The sequence below is a fragment of the Pseudomonas sp. AAC genome, assembly GCF_000725445.1.
GTDB lineage: Bacteria > Pseudomonadota > Gammaproteobacteria > Pseudomonadales > Pseudomonadaceae > Pseudomonas > Pseudomonas citronellolis.
The window spans coordinates 667,803-686,999 of sequence record NZ_KL647095.1 but is presented as its reverse complement, the minus strand read 5'-3'; the positions used below and the strand labels follow the sequence as shown (position 1 = coordinate 686,999).

The following is a 19,197-nucleotide window of genomic DNA, read 5'->3' as shown; positions in this document are numbered from 1 at the left end:
CGTTGTTCTTAGAAGCTATAGGCAAGCACTTCATGATGGAAATTCATTTTTGGCATATTCTAATATGCTAATTACGCATATTCAGAGTTGGCCAAGTTGCGCGGGGGAGGTTTTTTGCTTTTGTAGGAGCGAGCTTGCTCGCGAACAGAGTTTCCCGGTCATGCCGGTGTCAGGCATGAGAGCGCCCTCTCCCTAACCCTCTCCCTGAAGGGAGAGGGGACCGTTGGGCAGAAACGGGTATTACGGAGTCAGCCGGAAACTCTGGCGTATCCGGCGAACATCAGGCTTGCAGCCGGCACGGACAAGCCCCCTCTCCCTTCAGGGCGGGGCGCGCAGCCGAGGGCTGGGGAGAGGGGACAGAGTCGACCTGAGACGACAGCGCTGCCGGGAGAGTCTGTTCGCGAGCAAGCTCGCTCCTACAGGGGGCGAATGAGTAAGACTCACCCCACCCGCATATCCAACCCTTCAGCCACCGCATCGCCGAACAACCGCGCCGGCGCCTCCAGGTTGCCCAGCAAGCGCGGCCGCACCAGCCAGAGCTGGATCAGCGGCTGGAAGTCCTCCAACTGCAACACCCGCAGCTGCTCCCGATAACGGCTGCGCGCAAGAGCCGGCGCCGGCACCAACCCGAGGCCACGCCCCTCGGCAACCAGGCCCAGCTGCAGCTCGCTGCCGAAGGTCTCCAGGTTCAGCTGCAAACCCAGCCCCTGGTCGGCCAGGGCGCGCTGCAGGCCGGCGCGGAAGCCGCAGCCGTCGGGGTTGAGCACCCAGCCGTGCTGGTAGCAGTCGAGCAGGCGGCGGGCCTGCACGTCGCTGTCGCGGGCGGCCACCACGCACAGCTCCACGCGGCCCAGCGGCGTGGCGCCGAGGTCGTCGGGGAACACCTTGCTCGGCGGGAACAGCACCACCGCCGCGTCCAGCTCGGCGTTCTCCAGCCGCGCCAGCAGGTGGCTGCCCCAGCCGCTGCTAACCTGGGCGCGCAGCTCCGGGTACTCGCCGGCCAGGCGCCGCAGCGCTTCCAGCAGCACCACCTCGCCGATGCTCTGCGGCACGCCCAGGCGCAGCACGCCGCTGGGGGCGGTGTCGCTGGCCACCAGTTCGCGCAGCCCGTCCACCTCGCGCAGCACCCGGCGGCACTGCTCGTAGACGCGCAGGCCGGCGGCGGTGGGCTTGAGCGGCTTGGTGTTGCGGTCCAGCAGCTCCACGCCCAGGGCTTCCTCCAGGCTCTGCACCCGGCGGGTGATGGCCGACTGCGTCAGGCCCAGGCTCTCGGCGGCCTGGCTCAGGGAGGCGTTGCGGATCACCGCGACGAAGGCGTCGATGTCGTCGATCTTCATGGGGCTGGCACCAATTGCATTTCTCGCATATTAGCTTAGATTCAAAATGCATTTCAGGAATAAAAACGCGTTTGCTACCGTACAGCCAGAACCTTCCGGAGTGAATACGCCGCATGTCCGCCCCCCTGCGTTTCGACCGCCTGCGCCAGTTCATCGGCGACCTGGCCAGCCTGCTCGACGAACATCCCGACGAAGCCACCCTGCTCGCCAGCGCTCGCCCGCTGCTGGCCGAGCTGGTGCGCCATGACGACTGGCTGCCCGAGGCCTGCGCCCAGCCCGACGCGCAGCGCTACCAGCAGTACCTGCTGCACGCCGACTCGCAGCAGCGCTTCTCGGTGGTCAGCTTCGTCTGGGGCCCGGGCCAGCGCACGCCGGTGCACGACCACCGCGTCTGGGGCCTGATCGGCATGCTGCGCGGCGCCGAGTATTCGCAGCCCTTCGCCTTCGCCGCCGACGGCAGCCTGCAGCCGGCCGGCGCGGCGCTGCGCCTGGAGCCGGGCGAGGTGGAGGCGGTGTCGCCGCGCATCGGCGACATCCACCAGGTCAGCAACGCCTTCGCCGACCGGCCGTCCATCAGCATCCACGTCTACGGCGCCAACATCGGCGCGGTGCGGCGTGCCGTCTATACCGCCGAGGGTGAAGAGAAGCCCTTCATCTCCGGCTATTCCAACAGCCAGTTGCCCAATATCTGGGACCTGTCGAAAGAGAACCCCGCATGAGCCAGATCGCCCGCCGTACCTTCCACGACCTCCGCGCCGCCCTCCTCGCCCGCCGCGAGCTGGCGCTGCTCGACGTGCGCGAGGAAGACCCCTTCGCCCAGGCGCACCCGCTGTTCGCCGCCAACCTGCCGCTGTCCAAGCTGGAGCTGGAGGTCTACGCCCGCGTGCCGCGCCGCGATACGCCGGTCACCGTCTACGACGACGGCGAAGGCCTGGCCGAAGTCGCCGCGCAGCGCCTGCTGGCGCTGGGCTACAGCGACGTGGCCGTGCTCGACGGCGGCCTGGCCGGCTGGCGCGCTGCCGGCGGCGAGCTGTTCAAGGACGTCAACGTGCCGAGCAAGGCCTTCGGCGAGCTGGTGGAAGCCGAGCGCCACACGCCGTCGCTGGCCGCCGAGGAAGTGCAGGCGCTGCTCGATGCCAAGGCCGACGTGGTGGTGCTCGACGCCCGCCGCTTCGACGAATACCAGACCATGAGCATCCCCGGCGGCATCAGCGTGCCCGGCGCCGAGCTGGTGCTGCGCGTCGCCGAGCTGGCGCCCAGCCCGGCCACCCGCGTCATCGTCAACTGCGCCGGGCGCACCCGCAGCATCATCGGCACCCAGTCGCTGGTGAACGCCGGCATCGCCAACCCGGTGTCGGCGCTGCGCAACGGCACCATCGGCTGGACCCTCGCCGGCCAGCAACTGGAACACGGCCAGGCGCGGCGCTTCGGCGAAGTCTCCGCCGCCACCCGCGCAGCCGCCGCCCAGCGCGCCCGCGCCGTGGCCGACCGCGCGCGGGTGGCGCGCATCGACCTGGCCGGCCTGCGCCAATGGCAGGCCGAAGGCGCGCGCACCACCTACCTGTTCGACGTGCGCACCCCAGAGGAATACGAGGCCGGCCACCTGCCCGGCTCGCGCTCCACCCCCGGCGGCCAGCTGGTGCAGGAGACCGACCACGTCGCCAGCGTGCGCGGCGCGCGCCTGGTGCTGCTGGACGACGACGGCGTGCGCGCCAACATGAGCGCCTCCTGGCTGGCGCAGATGGGCTGGGAGGTGGCGGTGCTGGACGGCCTGTCCGCCGCCGACTTCAGCGAACGGGGCGCCTGGGCCGCGCCGCTGCCGCAGCAACCGCAGGCCGAGACCATCGCCCCGCAGACCCTGGCCCAGTGGCTGCGCGAGCCGGGCACCCGGGTGCTCGACTTCACCGCCAGCGCCAACTACGTGAAACGCCACATTCCCGGCGCCGCCTGGGCCCTGCGCAGCCAGCTGAAAGAAGCGCTGGCGCAGCTGGGCACGGCCGAGCGCTACGTGCTCACCTGCGGCAGCAGCCTGCTGGCGCGCTTCGCCGTGCCGGAAGTGCAGGCCCTGAGCGACAAGCCGGTGTTCCTGCTCGAAGGCGGCACCGCCGCCTGGGTCGCCGCGGGGCTACCCACCGAGGAAGGCGAGAGCCTGCTCGCCGCGCCGCGCATCGACCGCTACCGCCGCCCCTACGAGGGCACCGACAACCCGCGCGAGGCCATGCAGGGCTACCTGGACTGGGAATTCGGCCTGGTCGAGCAGCTCGGCCGTGATGGCACCCACGGCTTTTTCGTCATCTGAAAGCCCGCCATTTCGCGACGTCTGTCGGTGAGTGGCGAAAAAATGACCACCTGTCGGCTGTCCGGGAAAGTGATGGGAATTTTGACGTTCTGGGGTGTCTTAGCCTGCAGAGGTGCCACCATGAACGTCACCCACCGCTACGCCATCCACTACCGCCTGCGCGAACAGCCGCGCCGGCTGATCCACGAGTGGTCCGAGGAACCCAACGAGTTCCTCGCCCTGCTCCAGGTGCTGCTGCACCTGGCGCAGGAGACCGGCGAAGACCCCACCGGGCTGACCGACGCGCCCCTGGACCCCAACCTGATCCCCAACCTGCGCAACAGCGCCGACCGCGTCGGCGTCAGCCGCGTGCGCATCGTCCCGATCGACTGAGCCGGCTCAGGCCGCCTCGCGCCGCCGCCACTGCGGCAGGCTGATCAACAGCACCGCCCCGATGATCACCGCCATCGCCAGCGCCTCCGGCCAGCCGATGTGCTCGCCGGCGAACGCCACCCCGAGCAGCACGGCCACCGCCGGGTTGACGAAGGCATAGCTGGTGGCCGCCGCCGGGCGCACGTTGGCCAGCAGGTAGACGTAGGCGCTGAAGGCGATGATCGAACCGAACACCACCAGGTAGCCCAGCGCCAGCCAGCCGCGCACATCCGGCATCTGCTGCAGGTGCTCGCCGGAAAGCTGGCTGCCCAGCAGCAGCGCGGCGCCGCCCACCAGCATCTCCAAGGCGCTGGCCATGGGCCCGGCCGGCAGGTCCAGGCGCCGGCTCCACACCGAACCGAAGGCCCAGGCCGCGGCGGCGAAGAGAATCAGCGCAGCGCCCGCCGGGCTGCCCTGCAGGTTGGAGCCGAGGTTGAGCAGCACGATGCCGCACAGCCCAAGGCCGATGCCGCTCCACTCCAGCAGGCTGTTGCGCTGGCCGAACAGGCGCGCGAACACCAACGCGAACAGCGGCACCGTGGCCACCCCCAGTGCGGCCACGCCCGAGGCCACGCCCCAGTGCTCGGCCACCGTCACCCCGCCGTTGCCGCAGCTGAGCAGGAGGATGCCGATGGCCCCGGCGTTCAGCCACTGCCGCCCGCTGGGCAGCGGCGCGCCGCGGTATAGCGCCCAGGCCAGCAGCAGCGTCCCGGCGATGACGAAGCGGCAGCCGGCCATGAGCATCGGCGGCCAGCTTTCCACGCCGATGCGGATCACCAGGTAGGTCGAGCCCCAGATGAAGTAGAGGGCGAAGAAGGCGGCGATCAGCGTCAGCGAAACGCGGGCTTTGGGCATGGGCATGACAGACATGGCAGAGGGCTCGACAAGTGGGTCGTAGCGCCTCATTTTATTAAGTGCTTTCGCGCCTTATAAGGCACAGAAAACGCATTATCTGGCGTAACACTTTTCTTTCGATGGATTTTCAAATGTAAATCCGTCGATTCCACAGACGAGAAAAACGATGGACAAATACGACCGCGCACTGCTCGCCGCCCTGCTGGAAAACGGCCGCCTGTCCTTCGCCGAACTGGCCCGGCGCATCAACCTCTCGCCCCCGGCGGTGGCCGACCGCGTGGCGCGCCTGGAGGCCGACGGCGTGATCACCGGCTACCACGCCAGCGTAGACTTGACCAAGCTCGGCCGCCCGATCCAGTGCCTGATCGAACTGCGCCTGAACGACCACCGCGGCGCCCTGCAACTGCAACGCCTGACGGAAATCCCCCAGGTGCTCGACTGCTACCGGGTGACCGGCGAATCCTGCGTGATGCTGCGGGTGGCGGTGACCAGCACCGCCGAGCTGGAAGAGTTGATCGACCAGTTGGCCCAGCACGGGGCGAGCAAGACTTCGCTGGTGCTGTCCACGGCGCTGGATGGGCGGGTGCATCCGGCGATGTTGCAGGGGGGATGAAAGGCTGGAGGCTGGAGGCTGGAGGCTTTTCGTATTTCGTAGGAGCGAGCTTGCTCGCGAACAGGCATTCACCGGGAACTACAGGTGCTGGATTCTAGAGCGCCCTCTCCCTAACCCTCTCCCTGAAGGGAGAGGGGACCGTTGGGCAGGGTTTGATGTTATGGCGTTAGCCGGCAACCTCGGCGATTTCCGGCTGAAACCACTTCCTCTCTCGGCACGGACTAGCCCCCTCTCCCTTCAGGGAGAGGGCTGGGGAGAGGGGACGGAGTCGACCTGAGACGATAGCGCTGCCGGGAGAGGCTGTTCGCGAGCAAGCTCGCTCCTACGAAAAGCCAAAGCCCCCACCCTGCGCGCAAAAAAAGAGGCGGCACCGCTCGCACGGCACCGCCTTAAGTCACGGAGTTGCTGTTACATCGTGGGCCGGCCACAGCCGCCCGATGTATTGGATTACTTTTCCACGATCGCGGTCACACCTTGCCCGCCCGCCGCGCAAATCGAGATCAGCCCGCGCCCTTTCCCGGCCGCGTCCAGCAGCTTGGCCAGGTTGGCGACTATGCGACCGCCGGTGGCGGCGAAGGGATGGCCGGCGGCCAGGGAGCTACCCTTGACGTTGAGCTTGCTGCGGTCGATCGAGCCCAGCGGCGCGTCCAGGCCGAGGCGGGTCTTGCAGTACTCGGCGTCCTCCCAGGCCTTGAGGGTGCACAACACCTGGGCGGCGAAGGCCTCGTGGATCTCGTAGTAGTCGAAGTCCTGCAGGCTCAGACCGTTGCGCGCCAGCAGCCGCGGCACGGCGTAGACCGGGGCCATCAGCAGGCCTTCTGCGCCTTCGCCGACGAAGTTCACCGCCGCCGCCTCGCCGTCGCGCAAATACGCCAGGATCGGCAGGCCGCGCGCCTTGGCCCAGTCCTCGCTGGCCAGCAGCACCACCGAGGCGCCGTCGGTCAGCGGGGTGGAGTTGGCTGCCGTCAGGGTGCCGCGCGGGCCCTTCTCGAACACCGGCTTGAGGGTGCCGAGCTTTTCCAGGTTGATGTCCGGGCGCAGGTTCTGGTCGCGGGTCAGGCCGCGGAACGGCGTCATCAGGTCGTTCTGCCAGCCTTCGGCATAGGCCGCTGCCAGCTTGATGTGGCTTTCGTAGGCGAGCTTGTCCTGCTCGTCGCGGGGAATCTGCCAGGTCTGCGCCATCAGCTCGCAGTGCTCGCCCATGGACAGCCCGGTGCGCGGCTCGCCGTTCCTGGGGATATGCGGCAGCAGGTGGCGCGGGCGGATCTTCAGCAGGCTCTTGAGCTTGTCGCCGTTGGACTTGCCGCGGTTGGCCTCCAGCAGGATGCGCCGCAGCCCCTCGTTGACGCCGATGGGCGCGTCGGAGGTGGTGTCCACGCCGCCGGCGATGCCGCAGTCGATCTGCCCCAGGGCGATCTTGTTGGCCACCAGGATCGCCGCCTCAAGCCCCGTGCCGCAGGCCTGCTGGACGTCGTAGGCCGGGGTCTGCGGGGCCAGGCGGGTGCCCAGCACGCATTCGCGGGTGAGGTTGAAGTCCCGCGAGTGCTTGAGCACCGCGCCGGCCACCACCTCGCCCAGGCGCTCGCCGTGCAGGTTGTAGCGCTCGATCAGGCCGTCGAGGGCGCAGGTCAGCATCTCCTGGTTGCTCGCCGTGGCGTAGACGGTGTTGGAGCGGGCGAAGGGAATACGGTTGCCGCCGACGATGGCGACCCGTCGGGTCTGGGTCATGCAAGGCTCCTTGCGGGCTGAGCGGGTTCTGGCGCACAGGCTAACCTTAGCCGGTCCCGTCGCATTGGCCGCCCCGCCATGGCGCAGGTCAGCGCGGTCAATTGCGCGGAACCGGTGCCTGCGTAGAGTGGTCGGCACTTCGAGTATCCGTGCAGGAGCCCCCGTCCATGACCGATCGCTACATCGCCTTCGCCAACTCCAACGTCGGCCGCCGCCTGGTCGGCGCCTTCGGCCTGCCTGCGCCGGTACGCCTGGAACGCTGGAGCGCCGGGCGCACCCGGCCGGTGGACGGCGCCCTGTTGCTGGGCGGGGCGGGCAACCTGGGCGAGGCCGTGCTGGGCTTCAGCCAGCGCCTGACCGACGCCGTCTACGCCGCCGTGGAGGGCCAGTACGGCCTGCCGCGCTGGACCGCCGAGCACGGCCCGAAGCTCAAGGCCATGGTGTTCGACGCCAGCGGCCTCACCGGCTTCGAGCAACTGATCGAACTGCGCGACTTCTTCCAGGCCGCGCTCAAGGGCCTGGACCTGTGCCCCCACGTGGTCATCCTCGGGCGCGCCCCGGAATCGCTGAAAGACCCCGTCGCCGCCAGCGTGCAGCGCAGCCTGGAGGGCTTCAGCCGCTCCCTGGGCAAGGAGATCCGCCGCGGCGGCAACGTGCAGTTGCTGTACGTCGGCAAGGGCGCGGAAGACCAGCTCGAAGGCGCCCTGCGCTTCTTCCTTTCGCCCAAGAGTGCCTACGTGTCCGGCCAGGTGATCCGCCTTTCCGCCTACGCCGGCCAGGTGCAGGACTGGAGCCGCCCGCTGGTGGGCAAGCGCGCCCTGGTCACCGGCGCGGCCCGCGGCATCGGCGCGGCCATCGCCGAAACCCTGGCCCGCGACGGCGCCGAGGTGGTGCTGCTGGACGTGCCGCCGGCCAAGGACGCCCTCGACGCCCTGGCAGCGCGCCTGGGCGGCAAGGGCGTGGCCCTGGACATCTGCGCGCCGGATGCCGGCGAGAAGCTGGTGGAGGCATTGCCCGAAGGCGTGGACATCGTGGTGCACAACGCCGGCATCACCCGCGACAAGACCGTGGCGAAGATGAGCGAGGCGTTCTGGAACTCGGTGATCGACGTCAACCTCAAGGCCCCGCAGGTGCTCACCCAGGCCCTGCTCGACGCCGGCAAGCTGCGCGACGACGGCCGCGTGGTGCTGCTGGCCTCCATCAGCGGCATCGCCGGCAACCTCGGGCAGACCAACTACGCGGTGAGCAAGGCCGGCCTGATCGGCCTGGCCCAGGCCTGGGCCCCGGCCCTGGGCAAGAAGGGCATCAGCATCAACGCGGTGGCCCCGGGCTTCATCGAAACGCAGATGACCGCGGCCATTCCCCTGACCATCCGCGAGGCCGGCCGGCGCATGAACTCCATGGGCCAGGGCGGCCTGCCCCAGGACGTGGCCGAGGCCGTGGCCTGGTTCGCCCAGCCGGGCAGCGGGGCGGTGAGCGGGCAGGTGTTGCGGGTTTGCGGGCAGAGTTTGCTTGGGGCGTGAGGGTGGCGGGGATCGCGGACGAGCCCCGAGTGGTTTCCAGGTGGTCTGGGTGTTTGGGGTTTATTCCGCCCCTCTCCCTAACCCTCTCCCTGAAGGGAGAGGGGACCGTTGGGCAGGGTTTGATGTTATAGCGTTAGCCGGCTAGCACAGAGGTTTCCGGCGGAAACCATCACCTTTCTCGGCACGGACTAGCCCCCTCTCCCTTCAGGGAGAGGGCTGGGGAGAGGGCGCTCTTCAGGGCAAGCACCGACGCCACCGGCAGAACAGCGTTCGCGAGCAAGCTCGCTCCTACGAAAAGCCGCTCCCTCCCGTCGCTAGACTCGGCCGCTCTCTCAAACCTTCCCGCGCTTGCGGAACTCCACCGGCGTCTCCCCCACCCAGCGCTTGAAGGCGCGGTAAAAGGTACTCGGCTCTGAGAACCCAGTACGCTCGACGATCACCTCGATACGCTCGTCGGTCTTCAGCAACAGCTCCTTGGCCAGCCGGCAACGGTAGTCGGTAACCAGGTCGTTGAAGCGCACCCCGGCCATGGCCAGGCGCTCGCGCAGGCGCCGGGCCGGCATGTCCAGGCGTGCGGCGACCTGCTCCAGGGTGGCGCCGCCGTCCACCAGCAGCTCGCCGATCAGCTCGCGCACCTTGCGCACCAGGTCCAGGCGTTCCACCTCGGCCAGTTGCCGGCGCGCCAGCGACTCGTGCATGCGCAGCAGTTCCGGGGCGGCGTGGCGCGAGGGCTTGTCCAGCACCGCGGCGTCGAAGACCAGCGCATAGCGCTCGGCGCCCAGGCGCACCGGGCAGCCGTAGACCTGTCGATAACGTTCGGCAGGGGCGCCCTCGCCGTGCATCAGCTCCACCTCATGGGGCCGGAAGTCGCCCTCGGTGAGCGCGTGGAACAGGCGGATCACCGCGCCGGCGAGCATTTCCGGGAAGTGCCGGTTGGTCCCGGCACTGTGGCCGAGCAGCAGCACGGCGCGCTCGCCCTCCACTTCCAGGCGGGCGTTGAGGGTATCGGAGAGCAGGCGCACGTAGCGCAGGGCGTGGCGCAGGCCCTCGCCGAAGGTGGCGCTGGAGAGGAACAGGTATTCCAGCAGCAGGCCGTGGAAGGCCGGCAGGTGCCCGGCCAGGTACAGGCCGACGTGCTCCTCGCCGCATTCCTCGGCGGCGGCCTTCCAGAACAGGTTCTGCGCGCTATGCGGGAAGCGCCCGGCCGGCAGGGCGCCCGGCGGCAGGCCAACCCGGGCCAGCACACGGTCGGGATCGCTGCCGCTGGCGCGCAGCGCGTCGATCACCGGGCGCATCAGCGCCACATCGTCGGTCAGATCGTGCATGGTATTTATTCTGGTTATCCATGAAGCGGGCCCATCTTAGGCAGCTTTCCTACCGCCTCTCAAGTAACACGCCATGGCAGCGGTCGAATTATCCACAAGCCCCATGCCAGAGCCGCCGATTGACCGGCCTGCCGCCACGCCGCCCCGCCCCGGCCAATGCCCGGCCGGGCCCGGCGGCTAAGCTGAAGGCAATACCGCCCAGGAGACTCCTAATGCCCAAAGACTGGCTGGACCTGTCCGCCCCACCCACCCTGCCCGGCCTGTTCCTGCGCGCCGCCGTGCGCCGCGGCCTGCGCGGCCGCAGCCTGCCCACCCGCGGCGTGCGCGCGCCGGTGATGGTCGACGCCCGGAACCTGGAGCGCTACCGCCAGGTGTGCGGCTTCAGGAACGACCACCTGCTGCCGCCGACCTACCCGCACATCCTCGCCTTCGGCCTGCAGATGGGCCTGCTCACCGACGCCCGCTTCCCCTTCCCGCTGCTGGGCCTGGTGCACCTGGAGAACCGTATCAGCGTATTACGCCCCCTCGGCGGCCTGGGCCCGTTCCAGGCCAGCGTGCGGGTGGCCGACCTGCAGCCCCACGACAAGGGCGTGACCTTCAGCCTGATCACCCAGCTGCACGACCAGCTCGGCCTGCTCTGGGAAGGCGACAGCCGCCTGCTGTTCCGCGGCATGCGCCTGGAAGGCACGCCGCCGGAACGCGAGGAACAGCCCGAGCTGCCGCTGGAACAGATCGACCACTGGCAATGCCCGGCGGACATCGGCCGGCGCTACGCCCGGGTGGCCGGCGACTACAACCCCATCCACCTGTCGGCGGCCAGCGCCAGGCTGTTCGGCTTCCCCCGCGCCATCGCCCATGGCCTGTGGAACAAGGCGCGCAGCCTGGCGGCCCTGGGCGAGCGCCTGCCGGCGGCCGGCTACCAGGTGCAAGTGCGCTTCCAGAAGCCGGTGCTGCTGCCCTCCAGCGTCACCCTGCTGGCCAGCGAGGTGGCCCCGGCCGGGCAGTTCGCCCTGCGCGGCGAGGACGGCCTGCCGCACATGGCCGGCGCCTGGAAACCGCTCGACGCTTGATGCGGCGCCGCTGAAGCCGGAAGCTATGGGGCTCCCAAGGAGCCCCCGATGAACCTCGACGAACTCACCGCGCGCCTGCACACGATCCGCGACCACAACGACTGGAAACGCTTCCACAGCCCGAAGAACCTAGCCATGGCCGCCAGCGTGGAAATGGCCGAGCTGGTGGAAATCTTCCAGTGGCTGAGCGAAGACGAGTCGCGCCAATTGCCCGCCGACAAGCTCGCCCACGCAGGGCAGGAAGTCGGCGACATCGTCCTCTACCTGCTGCTGCTCTGCGCCGAACTGGGCCTGGACATGGACCAGGCGGTGCGCACCAAGCTGGCCGACAGCGAAAGGCGCTTCGTGCATGGCTGACCGGCATTTCGACGAACTGGCCACGCGCTTCGCCGAGAAAATCTACGGCGGCGCCAAGGGCGCCATCCGCCTGGCCGTGCTGCAGGCCGACCTGGCCGAAGCGCTGCCCGAGCGCCCGCTGCGCGTGCTCGACATAGGCGCCGGCCTGGGCCACATGGCGCTGTGGCTGGCCGGGCGCGGCCACCAGGTGACCCTCGCCGAACCCGCCGCGCCCATGCTCGAAGGCGCCCGCCAGCGCTTCGCCGAGGCCGGCCGCGCGGCCACCTTCATCGAGGCGCCCTGGCAGGCGTTGCTCGGCCAACTGGACGAACCCTACGACCTGGTGCTGTGCCACGCCGTGCTGGAATGGCTGGCCGAACCCCAGGCCATCCTCCCCGTGCTGCACCAACTGACCGCCCGCGACGGCTGGCTGTCGCTGGCCTTCTACAACCGCGACGCGCTCATCTACCGCAACCTGCTCAAGGGCCACTTCCGCAAGCTGCGCAAGCAGCGCTTCGCCGGCGAAGGCCAGAGCCTGACGCCGCAGCAGCCGCAGGACCCGCGCGAGCTGGAAGCGGCCATGGCGGATGCCTGGAACATCGAGGCGCGCAGCGGCGTGCGGGTGTTCCACGACTACATGCCGCAGGAGTTCCAGCACAAGGCCGAGCCCCTGGACCTGGTGGAAATGGAACTGGCCTACCGCCGCCACCCGGCCTTCGCCGGCCTGGGCCGCTACCTGCACTGGCTGTGCCGCCCGCGCGAATAGGTGCACAATCGCCCCATCACCGTCGTCGCCCGCGCCCCGGCGCGGGCGGGAGCCCCGCATGTCGCCACGCCTGATCCTGCTGCCGCTGCTCGCCGCGCTGGCCGCCTGCCAGAGCCAGAATCCCTACACCAGCCAGTCGCTGCCGCCGCCCCCGGTGCCGGCCCAGGCCAGCGCCCCGGGCTTCGACCCCGGCGCCTACCCGGCCGCGCCGCCGGACTACGGCCGCTACCGCTCGTGGAACTGGACCGGCGCGCCCAGCGGCGCCACCACCTACGGCAGCTCGCTGCAGGACGCGGTCAGCGAAGGCCTCGACCAGATCGGCCTGCGCCCGGCACGCCCCGGCGCCACGCCGGACCTGCGCGTGAGCGCGCGGGTCAGCAGCGAGCAGCGCACCCGCCAGGTCACCGACTACTACGGCGGCGGCTACTACGGCGGCTGGAACGATCCCTGGTACGGCGCCTCCATCCCGGTAACGCGAACCTACATAGTGCAAGTCAACGTGGTGCGTATCGAGCTGTACGACGCCCGCGACAACCACGCCGTCTGGGTGGCCTCGGCCGAATACCAGCCCAGCGGCAACCAGAGCGAACAGGCCCGCGGGCTGCGCGAAGCGGTGCGCAAGGCGCTGTCGGGCTACCCGCCGCACTGAGGCGCTTGTCCGGCTTTGCTGCCAGAAAACTGCGGAATAGGGCCGTTTCGAGGCATTCCGCCACTTGCCTTTGCGCACGCTCTGAGCTTCGATGAAGACTCTGCCTGGAGTATGCCGATCATGATCCGCCGTCTGTTGTTGCTGGGCCTGCTGCTGGGCCTGGCCGCCTGTGAGACCGTCAACCTCAGCCGCGACTACGATTCCAGCCGCGACTTCGCCGCCTACCGCAGCTGGGCCTGGGCGCAGCCGGCCTTCGAATACCGCCCGGACGACCCGCGCATCAAGAGCGACCTCACCGAGCAACGCATCCGCTCGGCGGTGGCCGACCAGCTCGACCAGCGCGGCCTGCGCCCGACCCAGGGCAGCGCCGCGCCCGACGTGACGGTGCGCGCCTACCTGATCGTCGACCAGCGCCAGGACCAGGTCACCACCTACACCGGCGGCTACTGGAACGGTTACTGGGGCGGCTACTGGGGCGGCCCGGCGATGGCCGAGTCGCGCACCGTGACCTACAAGGTCGCCACCATCCAGGTCGACCTGCTCGACGGCAAGGACGGCAAGCTGGTGTGGCGCGGCAGCGGCGAGCAGATCATGCGCAGCAGCCCGCCGACCCCGGCCGAACGCGAAGCGGCGATCCGCGAGACCGTGCAGAAGGTCCTCGCCCAATACCCGCCACACGGATGAGCCTGCAGCATCGCCCCGTGGAAGCCGGCGACCTCGCCGAGGTGGCCGGCTTCGTGCGTAGCGCCGACGAACTCTTCTACGCCTACCCCAAGGCCCGCTGGCCGTTCAGCGTCGAACAGCTGGCCGCCGCCGTGGCCGAGCGCCGCGCCAGCACCCTGGCCCTGCTCGACGGCCGCGCCGCCGGCTTCGCCAACTTCTACCAGAGCGTGCCCGGCGAGTACTGCGCCCTGGGCAACATGATGGTCGCGCCCTGGGCCCGCGGGCACGGCGTGGCGCGCTACCTGATCGGCGTCATGGAAGACCTCGCCCGGCGCGACTACGCTGCACCGCTGATGAAAATCTCCTGCTTCAACGACAACGCCGGCGGCCTGCTGCTCTACGCCGGCCTGGGCTATCGCCCGGTGGGCATCGTCGAGCGCCAGGCGCCGGACGGCCGCCGCGTGGCCCTGGTGCAGATGGAGAAAGCCCTTGAACCGGCCTGATATCCAGCGCGTGCTGATCATCGTCAGCAGCGGCCCGAGCACCCCGGCGCGCTGCGCCGCGCCCTTCTACACCGCCACCCTGTTGGCCTGCATGGACGCCGAGGTGACGCTCTTCCTCAGCGGCGAAGGCGTGCAGCTGGCGCGCCAGGACGTGGTGGACAACCTCTACGCCGCCCCCGGCGGCGAACCGCTCAGCCACTTCATCCAGCAGGCCAAGGAAGCCGGCGCGCGCCTGCTGATGTGCCGCGCCCCCGGCGTGCCCATCGACGAAAGCGCGCTGATCGGCGAAATCGACGAAATCGCCAGCGGCGGCGAACTGGCGCGGATGATCCTCGAATACGACCGGGTGCTGACCCTGTGAAACTGCACGGCCTGGAGTTCCCCGACGACCTGCTCTACGCCCCGGACTACAACCTGTGGCTGCGCGAAGAGCCCGACGGCGCCGTGACCCTCGGCCTGAGCGCCTACGGCTGCGCGCTCTACGGGCAGATATTCGCCTTCACCCCCAAGCGCGACGGCTGGCACATCGAGCGCGACCGCAGCTTCGGCGTGGTGGAATTCGCCAAGGCCGCCTCCTCGGCGCGCTGCCCGCTGGCCGGCACCCTGCTGGTGAGCAACGAGGACGTGCAGCGCCGCCCCGGCCTGATCAACCTCGACTGCTACGGCGAAGGCTGGATGGTGCGCCTGCGCCCGGACGACTGGGCCGCCGCCAAGGCCGGCTTCGTCAGCGGCCAGGCGGCGCTGGAGGCCTTCGCCGAACGCATGCGCCTGGACGCCTTCGACCCCGAAGGCAACGACGTCCAGGCCCTGCGCCGCGACTGAGCTTAAGCAAGCCATAAGCTTCGCCGGCCTAGGCTGTGCGATCCGCAAGCTCCCCCACAGAAGGAGTCCACCATGCCCCGGCTTCCCGCGCTCGTCCTCGCCCTGCTCGCCCTCTCCGGCTGCGCCGGGCAGAGCAGCTACAACCTCGGCGCCATCGAGTCGCCGGTGAAGGAATCCTTCGGCCTCGACGACGTGGAACGGCAGCCCATGATGGGCGCGCAATTCCAGCAACAGGGCGGCTTCTCGTCCCAACAGCAGCGCCTGCTGATGGGCCAGTGAGGCAGTCCTAGTCCACCCGGAAGCCCGCCAGCTGCTGCTGTTGCTCGACCGCCAGGCGGGCCAGCTCCAGGCTCGCCGCGGCGCTCTGCTCGGCGTTCTCCACCACGCTCTGGATGCTGTCGTTGAGCTGGGTGATGTTCTGGCTGATCTCATGGGCCACCGCCGTCTGCTCCTCGGTGGCGGTGGAAATCTGCGCGTTGCCGTCGGCGATGCGGTCGATGGCGTTGGCGATGTGCCGCAGCGCCTCGCCGGACTCGCGCGAATGCCGCACGCTGTCCCCGGCCCGTTCGCGGGACTCCTGCATCACGCCCACCGCCTGGCGCGCGCCGCTCTGCAGCGAATCGATCATGCCGCGGATCGACTCGGTGGCCTTCTGCGTGTTGCTCGCCAGGCTGCGCACCTCGTCGGCCACCACGGCGAACCCGCGCCCGGCCTCGCCGGCCCGCGCCGCCTCGATGGCGGCATTGAGCGCCAGCAGGTTGGTCTGCTCGGCGATGCTCTGGATCACCCCCAGCACGCTGCCGATCTCGTCGCTCTGGCTATGCAGGCGGTCGATCACCTCGGCGCTCTCCTGCACCGCCTGCGACAGGCGCTCGATGGCGCCCAGGTTGGCCTCCACCAGCTCGGTGCCCTGGTGCGCCTCGCGGCGCACGTCCTCGGCCACCCGAGCCATGTCCAGCGCGTTCTCCGCCACCTGCTGCACCGCGGCGCTCATCTCATGCACGGCGGTGGCGACCATGGCGGTCTGGTCGCCCTGGCCGTTGGCGGCATCGCTGACCTGGGCGCTGATGGCGCTCATCTCCTCCGACGCGCTGGCCAGCTGCACCGAGGCGCCGCCCAGGTGGCGGATCAGCCGCTGGAAGTGTTCGAGCATGGTGTTGAAGGCCTGGGCGGTCTGCGCCAGCTCGTCGCGGCCCACGGCCTCGGCGCGCAGGCTCAGGTCGGAATTGCGCTGCACCGTGGCGATGGTCCGGCCCAGTTGTTCCAGCGGGCGGTTGATCGAGCGGCTGACCAGCAGGCTGAACAGCAGCATGCCGACCAGCACCACCACGGCGATGGCCACGAAACTGGCTTTCATCGCCTGGTAACGCGCGGTGGAGGCCTGGCTCAGCCTTTCGCCCTCGCGGACCTGCAGCTGGGCCAGCTCCTCCAGCGCATCCCCCAGCGGGTCGAAGGCCGCATACAGGCGTCGGATGAAGCTGGCGTCGCTCTCGCCGCGCAGGCTGCCGTCGGTCTGTTCCTGCAGCGTGTCCACCAGCTTGTCCACCGCGGCCATGCGCGCGCGGATGCCGGCCACCATCTGCTGCTCGGCATCGGTCATCTTGCTGTCCTGCACCAGGCGCCAGGAGTCCGCGATGGTCTTGCGCGCCTCGCCGATGGCGCCGCGCAAGACGTCCACGTCGATCACCCCGGAGCGGTACTTGTGCAGCGCATCCACCATGTTCACCGCATAGGCGTTGGAGATCAGGTTGAGCCGGTTCACCGGGCGCATGCGGTCGTTGAACAGCTCGTCGAAATCATCGTTGAGCTGGTCGGCGTTGTACGCCGCCAGCGCCATCACCCCGGCCAGCACCAGCAGGGGCAGGAACGCCAGCGACAGCAGGCGGGTACGTACGCGGATCTGGTTGAGCATCGCATCTCTCCTGGGCTGCTCGAACTCGTGCGCGGACCGCACAACCGCGATCCGCTCGTCTCGGCGAATGGATCGGCCCGCCAGGGGATAACTGGACCTGAGGATTAAGTAGGAAAAATCCCGCCATTTAGAGAGATGTGTCGCAGGAAATGGCTGCTAGGGTGAAAGAAACCCCACGCCCGGGAGGCCGGATGCTCCGCCACGCCCTCGCCCTGCTCCTGCTGCTGGCCAGCCTCGGCGCCCACGCCGACCAGCCCGCGCAACCCGGCTTCGTCTACCTCGACCAGGTGCTGCAGCACGCCCATTACGAAGCGCGCTACTACAGCGGCGACAACTTCGTCGGCAGCCGCATCGACGGCTACGAAAGCCCACGGGTGATCCTCACGAAGGAAGCGGCCACGGCCCTGGCCGAAGTGGAGCGCGACGTCGCCCTCAGCGGCCTGCAACTGAAACTCTTCGACGGCTACCGCCCGCAACGCGCCGTGGCCCACTTCCAGCGCTGGGCCGCGGACCTGGCCGACACCCGCACCAAGGAGCGCTACTACCCGCACCTGGACAAGGCGGCGCTGTTCCGCGACGGCTACATCGCCAAGAAATCCGCCCACTGCCGCGGCAGCACCGTGGACCTCACCCTGGTCGACGCCAATACCGGCCAGGAACTGGACATGGGCAGCCACTTCGACTTCTTCGGCCCCATCTCCCACCACGGCACCAACCTGATCAGCGTGCAACAGACGCGCAACCGCGAAACCCTGCGCAGCGCCATGCAACGCCACGGCTTCGAACCCTACGCCAACGAGTGGTGGCACTACACGCTGAAGCAGGAGCCGTATCCCAACACCGCCTTCGACTTCCCCGTGAAATAGCCTGCCAGCTTTTCGTAGGAGCGAGCTTGCTCGCGAACGTGTTATCCGCTGATTGCGGAGTTGAGGCGGTTCGCGAGCTCGCTCCCAAGAGCATGGCCAACCCGCCCCCTCAGGAATAGGTTCAGCCAAAACCTGCAAACGGGAAGACCCATGAGTACCGTCGACCACCAGACCAACCCACACGCCAGCGATCAAAGGACGCAAGACCGCCATCGCTTGCGAAACCGCCTTCTGGCCGGCGCCGAATCCGCTCCCACAGAGCACGCCGATGCGGCCTTCTTCGAGCACCTGCGCAACCGAATCAAGGAACAGAGGAAGAAGCCCTAACAACGACGATGAACCTGCGCACCGGCCCGAACGTCGAACGACAGCCCCTCAGCCAGGACATCTCATGACCCAGCCCCCCACCTTCGACGGCCAACGCCGGAGCAACGCCGAAGCCGACCGCATCGAACTGGCCGAAGCCAACCCGGACTGGCCCCGGCGCTTCGCCGAGGAAGCCGGCGCCATCGCCAGCGCCCTGGCCCTGCCCGGCCTGAAGATCGAACACTTCGGCAGCACGGCGGTGCCCGGCCTGAAGGCCAAGCCGATCATCGACATCCTCCTGCTGCCCCCGCCCGACGCCGATTGGCAAAGCCTGGTCGCCCCGCTGGAAGCCCTCGGCTACCAATACTGGCGCGACAACCCGGCGCCGCAGCGGATGTTCTTCGTCAAGGGCAAGCCACCCCGGGGCCAGGGCAGAACCCACCACGTCCACGTCATGAACCTGGCCGACGCCGACCGCCACCTGATCTTCCGCAACTGGCTGCGCAACCATCCGCAGGACACGGCGGAATACCAACGCCTCAAGGAACAACTGGCAGAACGCTTCCCCACCGACCGCGAGGCCTACACGCAAGGCAAGGACGAGCTGGTGGCCCGGATACTGGGCAAGGCCCTGCAAGAGGGCCGCGACTCAGGTGGATCGGTACAGGGAGCCAGGACGTAGGATGGGTTGAGCGCCAGCGATACCCATGCGGTCACGGTGATGGGCATCGCTGGCGCTCAACGCCATCCTACGCAGTGCAATGCCTGCGGGTTCGCCACTAGAATCCGCCCATCCCCCAGGACTCGGTGAACCTCATGAAGAAATGGATTCTGCTGATCGCCCTCGCCCTGCTCGCCTGGCAGTACATGGACAACCCGTCCTGGCAGAACCATTTCTCCCGCTCAAAGCCAGCTCCGATGAGCGTCGCGGAAGATACCGACGAACCGACCACCGACCTGATGCCGCCGGCGGCAAACACCACACCCGCCAGCCCTGCTCTCGATGTTCGCTGCGATGGCCGCAAGTACTGCTCGCAAATGACCTCCTGCGCCGAGGCCAAGGCGTTTCTGCGCAGTTGTCCGGGGATGAAGATGGATGGGGACGGCGATGGGATTCCCTGCGAGGAGCAGTGGTGCAGGATGTAACAGTCCGCTCCGGGAATAGAGCAGTTGGGGCTGAAGGAGAAGTGGTGGAAAAGCAGTGGGAGTCGAA

23 protein-coding genes are annotated in these 19,197 nt (G+C 68.8%); 18 read left to right on the top strand and 5 right to left on the bottom strand.

The window, feature by feature from the left end:
* Positions 1-440: 440 nt before the first annotated feature.
* The gene (locus FG99_RS08540) at positions 441-1,337 is read right to left on the bottom strand and encodes a LysR family transcriptional regulator (RefSeq protein ID WP_043268809.1); all 897 of its coding nucleotides are present in this window, start codon (positions 1,335-1,337) and stop codon (positions 441-443) included.
* A gap of 113 nt (positions 1,338-1,450) precedes the next feature.
* Between FG99_RS08540 and FG99_RS08535 the strand changes: the two genes are divergently transcribed.
* The 3 genes from FG99_RS08535 (at position 1,451) to FG99_RS08525 (ending at position 4,008) form a co-directional block, all read left to right on the top strand.
* Complete coding sequence (locus FG99_RS08535; protein WP_043268807.1) at positions 1,451-2,056, top strand: 3-mercaptopropionate dioxygenase; 606 nt, start codon at positions 1,451-1,453, stop codon at positions 2,054-2,056.
* Positions 2,053-3,636, top strand: a complete 1,584-nt coding sequence (locus FG99_RS08530; protein ID WP_043268805.1) for a rhodanese-related sulfurtransferase — start codon at positions 2,053-2,055, stop codon at positions 3,634-3,636. Before FG99_RS08535 ends, FG99_RS08530 begins: the two co-directional genes overlap by 4 nt.
* A 120-nt stretch (positions 3,637-3,756) precedes the next feature.
* On the top strand, positions 3,757-4,008 hold the full coding sequence (locus FG99_RS08525) for a hypothetical protein (RefSeq protein WP_009613214.1): 252 nt from the start codon (positions 3,757-3,759) through the stop codon (positions 4,006-4,008).
* 6 nt (positions 4,009-4,014) lie between these two features.
* Here FG99_RS08525 and yedA read toward each other — a convergent pair whose 3' ends face one another.
* Positions 4,015-4,902, bottom strand: a complete 888-nt coding sequence (gene yedA, locus FG99_RS08520; RefSeq protein WP_043269147.1) for a drug/metabolite exporter YedA — start codon at positions 4,900-4,902, stop codon at positions 4,015-4,017.
* Positions 4,903-5,068: 166 nt separating this feature from the next.
* Here yedA and FG99_RS08515 point away from each other — a divergent pair, with 166 nt between their 5' ends.
* Positions 5,069-5,515, top strand: coding sequence for an Lrp/AsnC family transcriptional regulator (locus FG99_RS08515; RefSeq protein WP_043268803.1), 447 nt, complete (start codon positions 5,069-5,071; stop codon positions 5,513-5,515).
* Between the two features lie 447 nt (positions 5,516-5,962).
* Here the strand turns inward: FG99_RS08515 and FG99_RS08510 are convergent, their stop codons facing one another.
* Positions 5,963-7,243, bottom strand: coding sequence for an acetyl-CoA C-acetyltransferase (locus FG99_RS08510; protein WP_043268801.1), 1,281 nt, complete (start codon positions 7,241-7,243; stop codon positions 5,963-5,965).
* A gap of 167 nt (positions 7,244-7,410) precedes the next feature.
* Between FG99_RS08510 and FG99_RS08505 the strand changes: the two genes are divergently transcribed.
* Positions 7,411-8,766, top strand: a complete 1,356-nt coding sequence (locus FG99_RS08505) for a 3-oxoacyl-ACP reductase (protein WP_043268799.1) — start codon at positions 7,411-7,413, stop codon at positions 8,764-8,766.
* Positions 8,767-9,098: 332 nt separating this feature from the next.
* Here FG99_RS08505 and FG99_RS08500 read toward each other — a convergent pair whose 3' ends face one another.
* A complete protein-coding gene (locus FG99_RS08500) occupies positions 9,099-10,091 on the bottom strand; it encodes an AraC family transcriptional regulator (protein ID WP_043268798.1) in 993 nt (330 codons plus the stop codon).
* A gap of 212 nt (positions 10,092-10,303) precedes the next feature.
* Between FG99_RS08500 and FG99_RS08495 the strand changes: the two genes are divergently transcribed.
* The 9 genes from FG99_RS08495 (at position 10,304) to FG99_RS08455 (ending at position 15,179) form a co-directional block, all read left to right on the top strand.
* Complete coding sequence (locus FG99_RS08495) at positions 10,304-11,161, top strand: MaoC family dehydratase (RefSeq protein WP_043268796.1); 858 nt, start codon at positions 10,304-10,306, stop codon at positions 11,159-11,161.
* Between the two features lie 48 nt (positions 11,162-11,209).
* Positions 11,210-11,518, top strand: a complete 309-nt coding sequence (locus tag FG99_RS08490; protein WP_043268794.1) for a MazG-like family protein — start codon at positions 11,210-11,212, stop codon at positions 11,516-11,518.
* A complete protein-coding gene (locus tag FG99_RS08485; protein ID WP_043268792.1) occupies positions 11,511-12,263 on the top strand; it encodes a methyltransferase domain-containing protein in 753 nt (250 codons plus the stop codon). Before FG99_RS08490 ends, FG99_RS08485 begins: the two co-directional genes overlap by 8 nt.
* 58 nt (positions 12,264-12,321) lie before the next feature.
* Positions 12,322-12,912 (top strand): DUF4136 domain-containing protein, encoded by a 591-nt coding sequence (locus tag FG99_RS08480; RefSeq protein WP_043268790.1) that lies wholly within the window; start codon positions 12,322-12,324, stop codon positions 12,910-12,912.
* 120 nt (positions 12,913-13,032) lie between these two features.
* The gene (locus FG99_RS08475; protein ID WP_043269144.1) at positions 13,033-13,596 is read left to right on the top strand and encodes a DUF4136 domain-containing protein; all 564 of its coding nucleotides are present in this window, start codon (positions 13,033-13,035) and stop codon (positions 13,594-13,596) included.
* Positions 13,593-14,078, top strand: a complete 486-nt coding sequence (locus FG99_RS08470; protein WP_043268788.1) for a GNAT family N-acetyltransferase — start codon at positions 13,593-13,595, stop codon at positions 14,076-14,078. Before FG99_RS08475 ends, FG99_RS08470 begins: the two co-directional genes overlap by 4 nt.
* Complete coding sequence (locus FG99_RS08465; protein WP_043268786.1) at positions 14,065-14,439, top strand: DsrE family protein; 375 nt, start codon at positions 14,065-14,067, stop codon at positions 14,437-14,439. Before FG99_RS08470 ends, FG99_RS08465 begins: the two co-directional genes overlap by 14 nt.
* Positions 14,436-14,900, top strand: a complete 465-nt coding sequence (locus FG99_RS08460) for a glycine cleavage system protein H (protein ID WP_043268784.1) — start codon at positions 14,436-14,438, stop codon at positions 14,898-14,900. Before FG99_RS08465 ends, FG99_RS08460 begins: the two co-directional genes overlap by 4 nt.
* Before the next feature lie 72 nt (positions 14,901-14,972).
* Positions 14,973-15,179 (top strand): hypothetical protein, encoded by a 207-nt coding sequence (locus FG99_RS08455; protein WP_009613244.1) that lies wholly within the window; start codon positions 14,973-14,975, stop codon positions 15,177-15,179.
* A 7-nt stretch (positions 15,180-15,186) separates the two neighbouring features.
* Here the strand turns inward: FG99_RS08455 and FG99_RS08450 are convergent, their stop codons facing one another.
* The gene (locus FG99_RS08450; protein ID WP_009613245.1) at positions 15,187-16,812 is read right to left on the bottom strand and encodes a methyl-accepting chemotaxis protein; all 1,626 of its coding nucleotides are present in this window, start codon (positions 16,810-16,812) and stop codon (positions 15,187-15,189) included.
* A 191-nt stretch (positions 16,813-17,003) separates the two neighbouring features.
* Here FG99_RS08450 and FG99_RS08445 point away from each other — a divergent pair, with 191 nt between their 5' ends.
* From FG99_RS08445 to FG99_RS08435, 4 genes are all read left to right on the top strand, one after another.
* On the top strand, positions 17,004-17,678 hold the full coding sequence (locus FG99_RS08445) for a M15 family metallopeptidase (protein WP_043268782.1): 675 nt from the start codon (positions 17,004-17,006) through the stop codon (positions 17,676-17,678).
* A 150-nt stretch (positions 17,679-17,828) separates the two neighbouring features.
* Positions 17,829-18,005 (top strand): hypothetical protein, encoded by a 177-nt coding sequence (locus FG99_RS31995; protein WP_156060055.1) that lies wholly within the window; start codon positions 17,829-17,831, stop codon positions 18,003-18,005.
* Positions 18,006-18,069: 64 nt separating this feature from the next.
* On the top strand, positions 18,070-18,666 hold the full coding sequence (locus FG99_RS08440) for a GrpB family protein (RefSeq protein WP_043268780.1): 597 nt from the start codon (positions 18,070-18,072) through the stop codon (positions 18,664-18,666).
* A gap of 134 nt (positions 18,667-18,800) precedes the next feature.
* A complete protein-coding gene (locus FG99_RS08435; protein WP_043268778.1) occupies positions 18,801-19,130 on the top strand; it encodes an excalibur calcium-binding domain-containing protein in 330 nt (109 codons plus the stop codon).
* The last annotated feature ends 67 nt before the right edge of the window (positions 19,131-19,197 follow it).

Coding starts and splice junctions, on each gene's coding strand:
- FG99_RS08440 (WP_043268780.1), top strand. CDS start 18,070: ATGACCCAGCCCCCCACCTTCGACGGCCAACGCCGGAGCAACGCCGAA.
- FG99_RS08455 (WP_009613244.1), top strand. CDS start 14,973: ATGCCCCGGCTTCCCGCGCTCGTCCTCGCCCTGCTCGCCCTCTCCGGC.
- FG99_RS08525 (WP_009613214.1), top strand. CDS start 3,757: ATGAACGTCACCCACCGCTACGCCATCCACTACCGCCTGCGCGAACAG.
- FG99_RS08540 (WP_043268809.1), bottom strand. CDS start 1,337: ATGAAGATCGACGACATCGACGCCTTCGTCGCGGTGATCCGCAACGCC.
- FG99_RS08505 (WP_043268799.1), top strand. CDS start 7,411: ATGACCGATCGCTACATCGCCTTCGCCAACTCCAACGTCGGCCGCCGC.
- FG99_RS08480 (WP_043268790.1), top strand. CDS start 12,322: ATGTCGCCACGCCTGATCCTGCTGCCGCTGCTCGCCGCGCTGGCCGCC.
- FG99_RS08535 (WP_043268807.1), top strand. CDS start 1,451: ATGTCCGCCCCCCTGCGTTTCGACCGCCTGCGCCAGTTCATCGGCGAC.
- FG99_RS08530 (WP_043268805.1), top strand. CDS start 2,053: ATGAGCCAGATCGCCCGCCGTACCTTCCACGACCTCCGCGCCGCCCTC.
- FG99_RS08510 (WP_043268801.1), bottom strand. CDS start 7,243: ATGACCCAGACCCGACGGGTCGCCATCGTCGGCGGCAACCGTATTCCC.
- FG99_RS08475 (WP_043269144.1), top strand. CDS start 13,033: ATGATCCGCCGTCTGTTGTTGCTGGGCCTGCTGCTGGGCCTGGCCGCC.
- yedA (WP_043269147.1), bottom strand. CDS start 4,902: ATGCCCAAAGCCCGCGTTTCGCTGACGCTGATCGCCGCCTTCTTCGCC.
- FG99_RS08450 (WP_009613245.1), bottom strand. CDS start 16,812: ATGCTCAACCAGATCCGCGTACGTACCCGCCTGCTGTCGCTGGCGTTC.
- FG99_RS08445 (WP_043268782.1), top strand. CDS start 17,004: ATGCTCCGCCACGCCCTCGCCCTGCTCCTGCTGCTGGCCAGCCTCGGC.
- FG99_RS08495 (WP_043268796.1), top strand. CDS start 10,304: ATGCCCAAAGACTGGCTGGACCTGTCCGCCCCACCCACCCTGCCCGGC.
- FG99_RS08500 (WP_043268798.1), bottom strand. CDS start 10,091: ATGCACGATCTGACCGACGATGTGGCGCTGATGCGCCCGGTGATCGAC.
- FG99_RS08470 (WP_043268788.1), top strand. CDS start 13,593: ATGAGCCTGCAGCATCGCCCCGTGGAAGCCGGCGACCTCGCCGAGGTG.
- FG99_RS08515 (WP_043268803.1), top strand. CDS start 5,069: ATGGACAAATACGACCGCGCACTGCTCGCCGCCCTGCTGGAAAACGGC.
- FG99_RS08490 (WP_043268794.1), top strand. CDS start 11,210: ATGAACCTCGACGAACTCACCGCGCGCCTGCACACGATCCGCGACCAC.
- FG99_RS08485 (WP_043268792.1), top strand. CDS start 11,511: ATGGCTGACCGGCATTTCGACGAACTGGCCACGCGCTTCGCCGAGAAA.
- FG99_RS08435 (WP_043268778.1), top strand. CDS start 18,801: ATGAAGAAATGGATTCTGCTGATCGCCCTCGCCCTGCTCGCCTGGCAG.
- FG99_RS31995 (WP_156060055.1), top strand. CDS start 17,829: ATGAGTACCGTCGACCACCAGACCAACCCACACGCCAGCGATCAAAGG.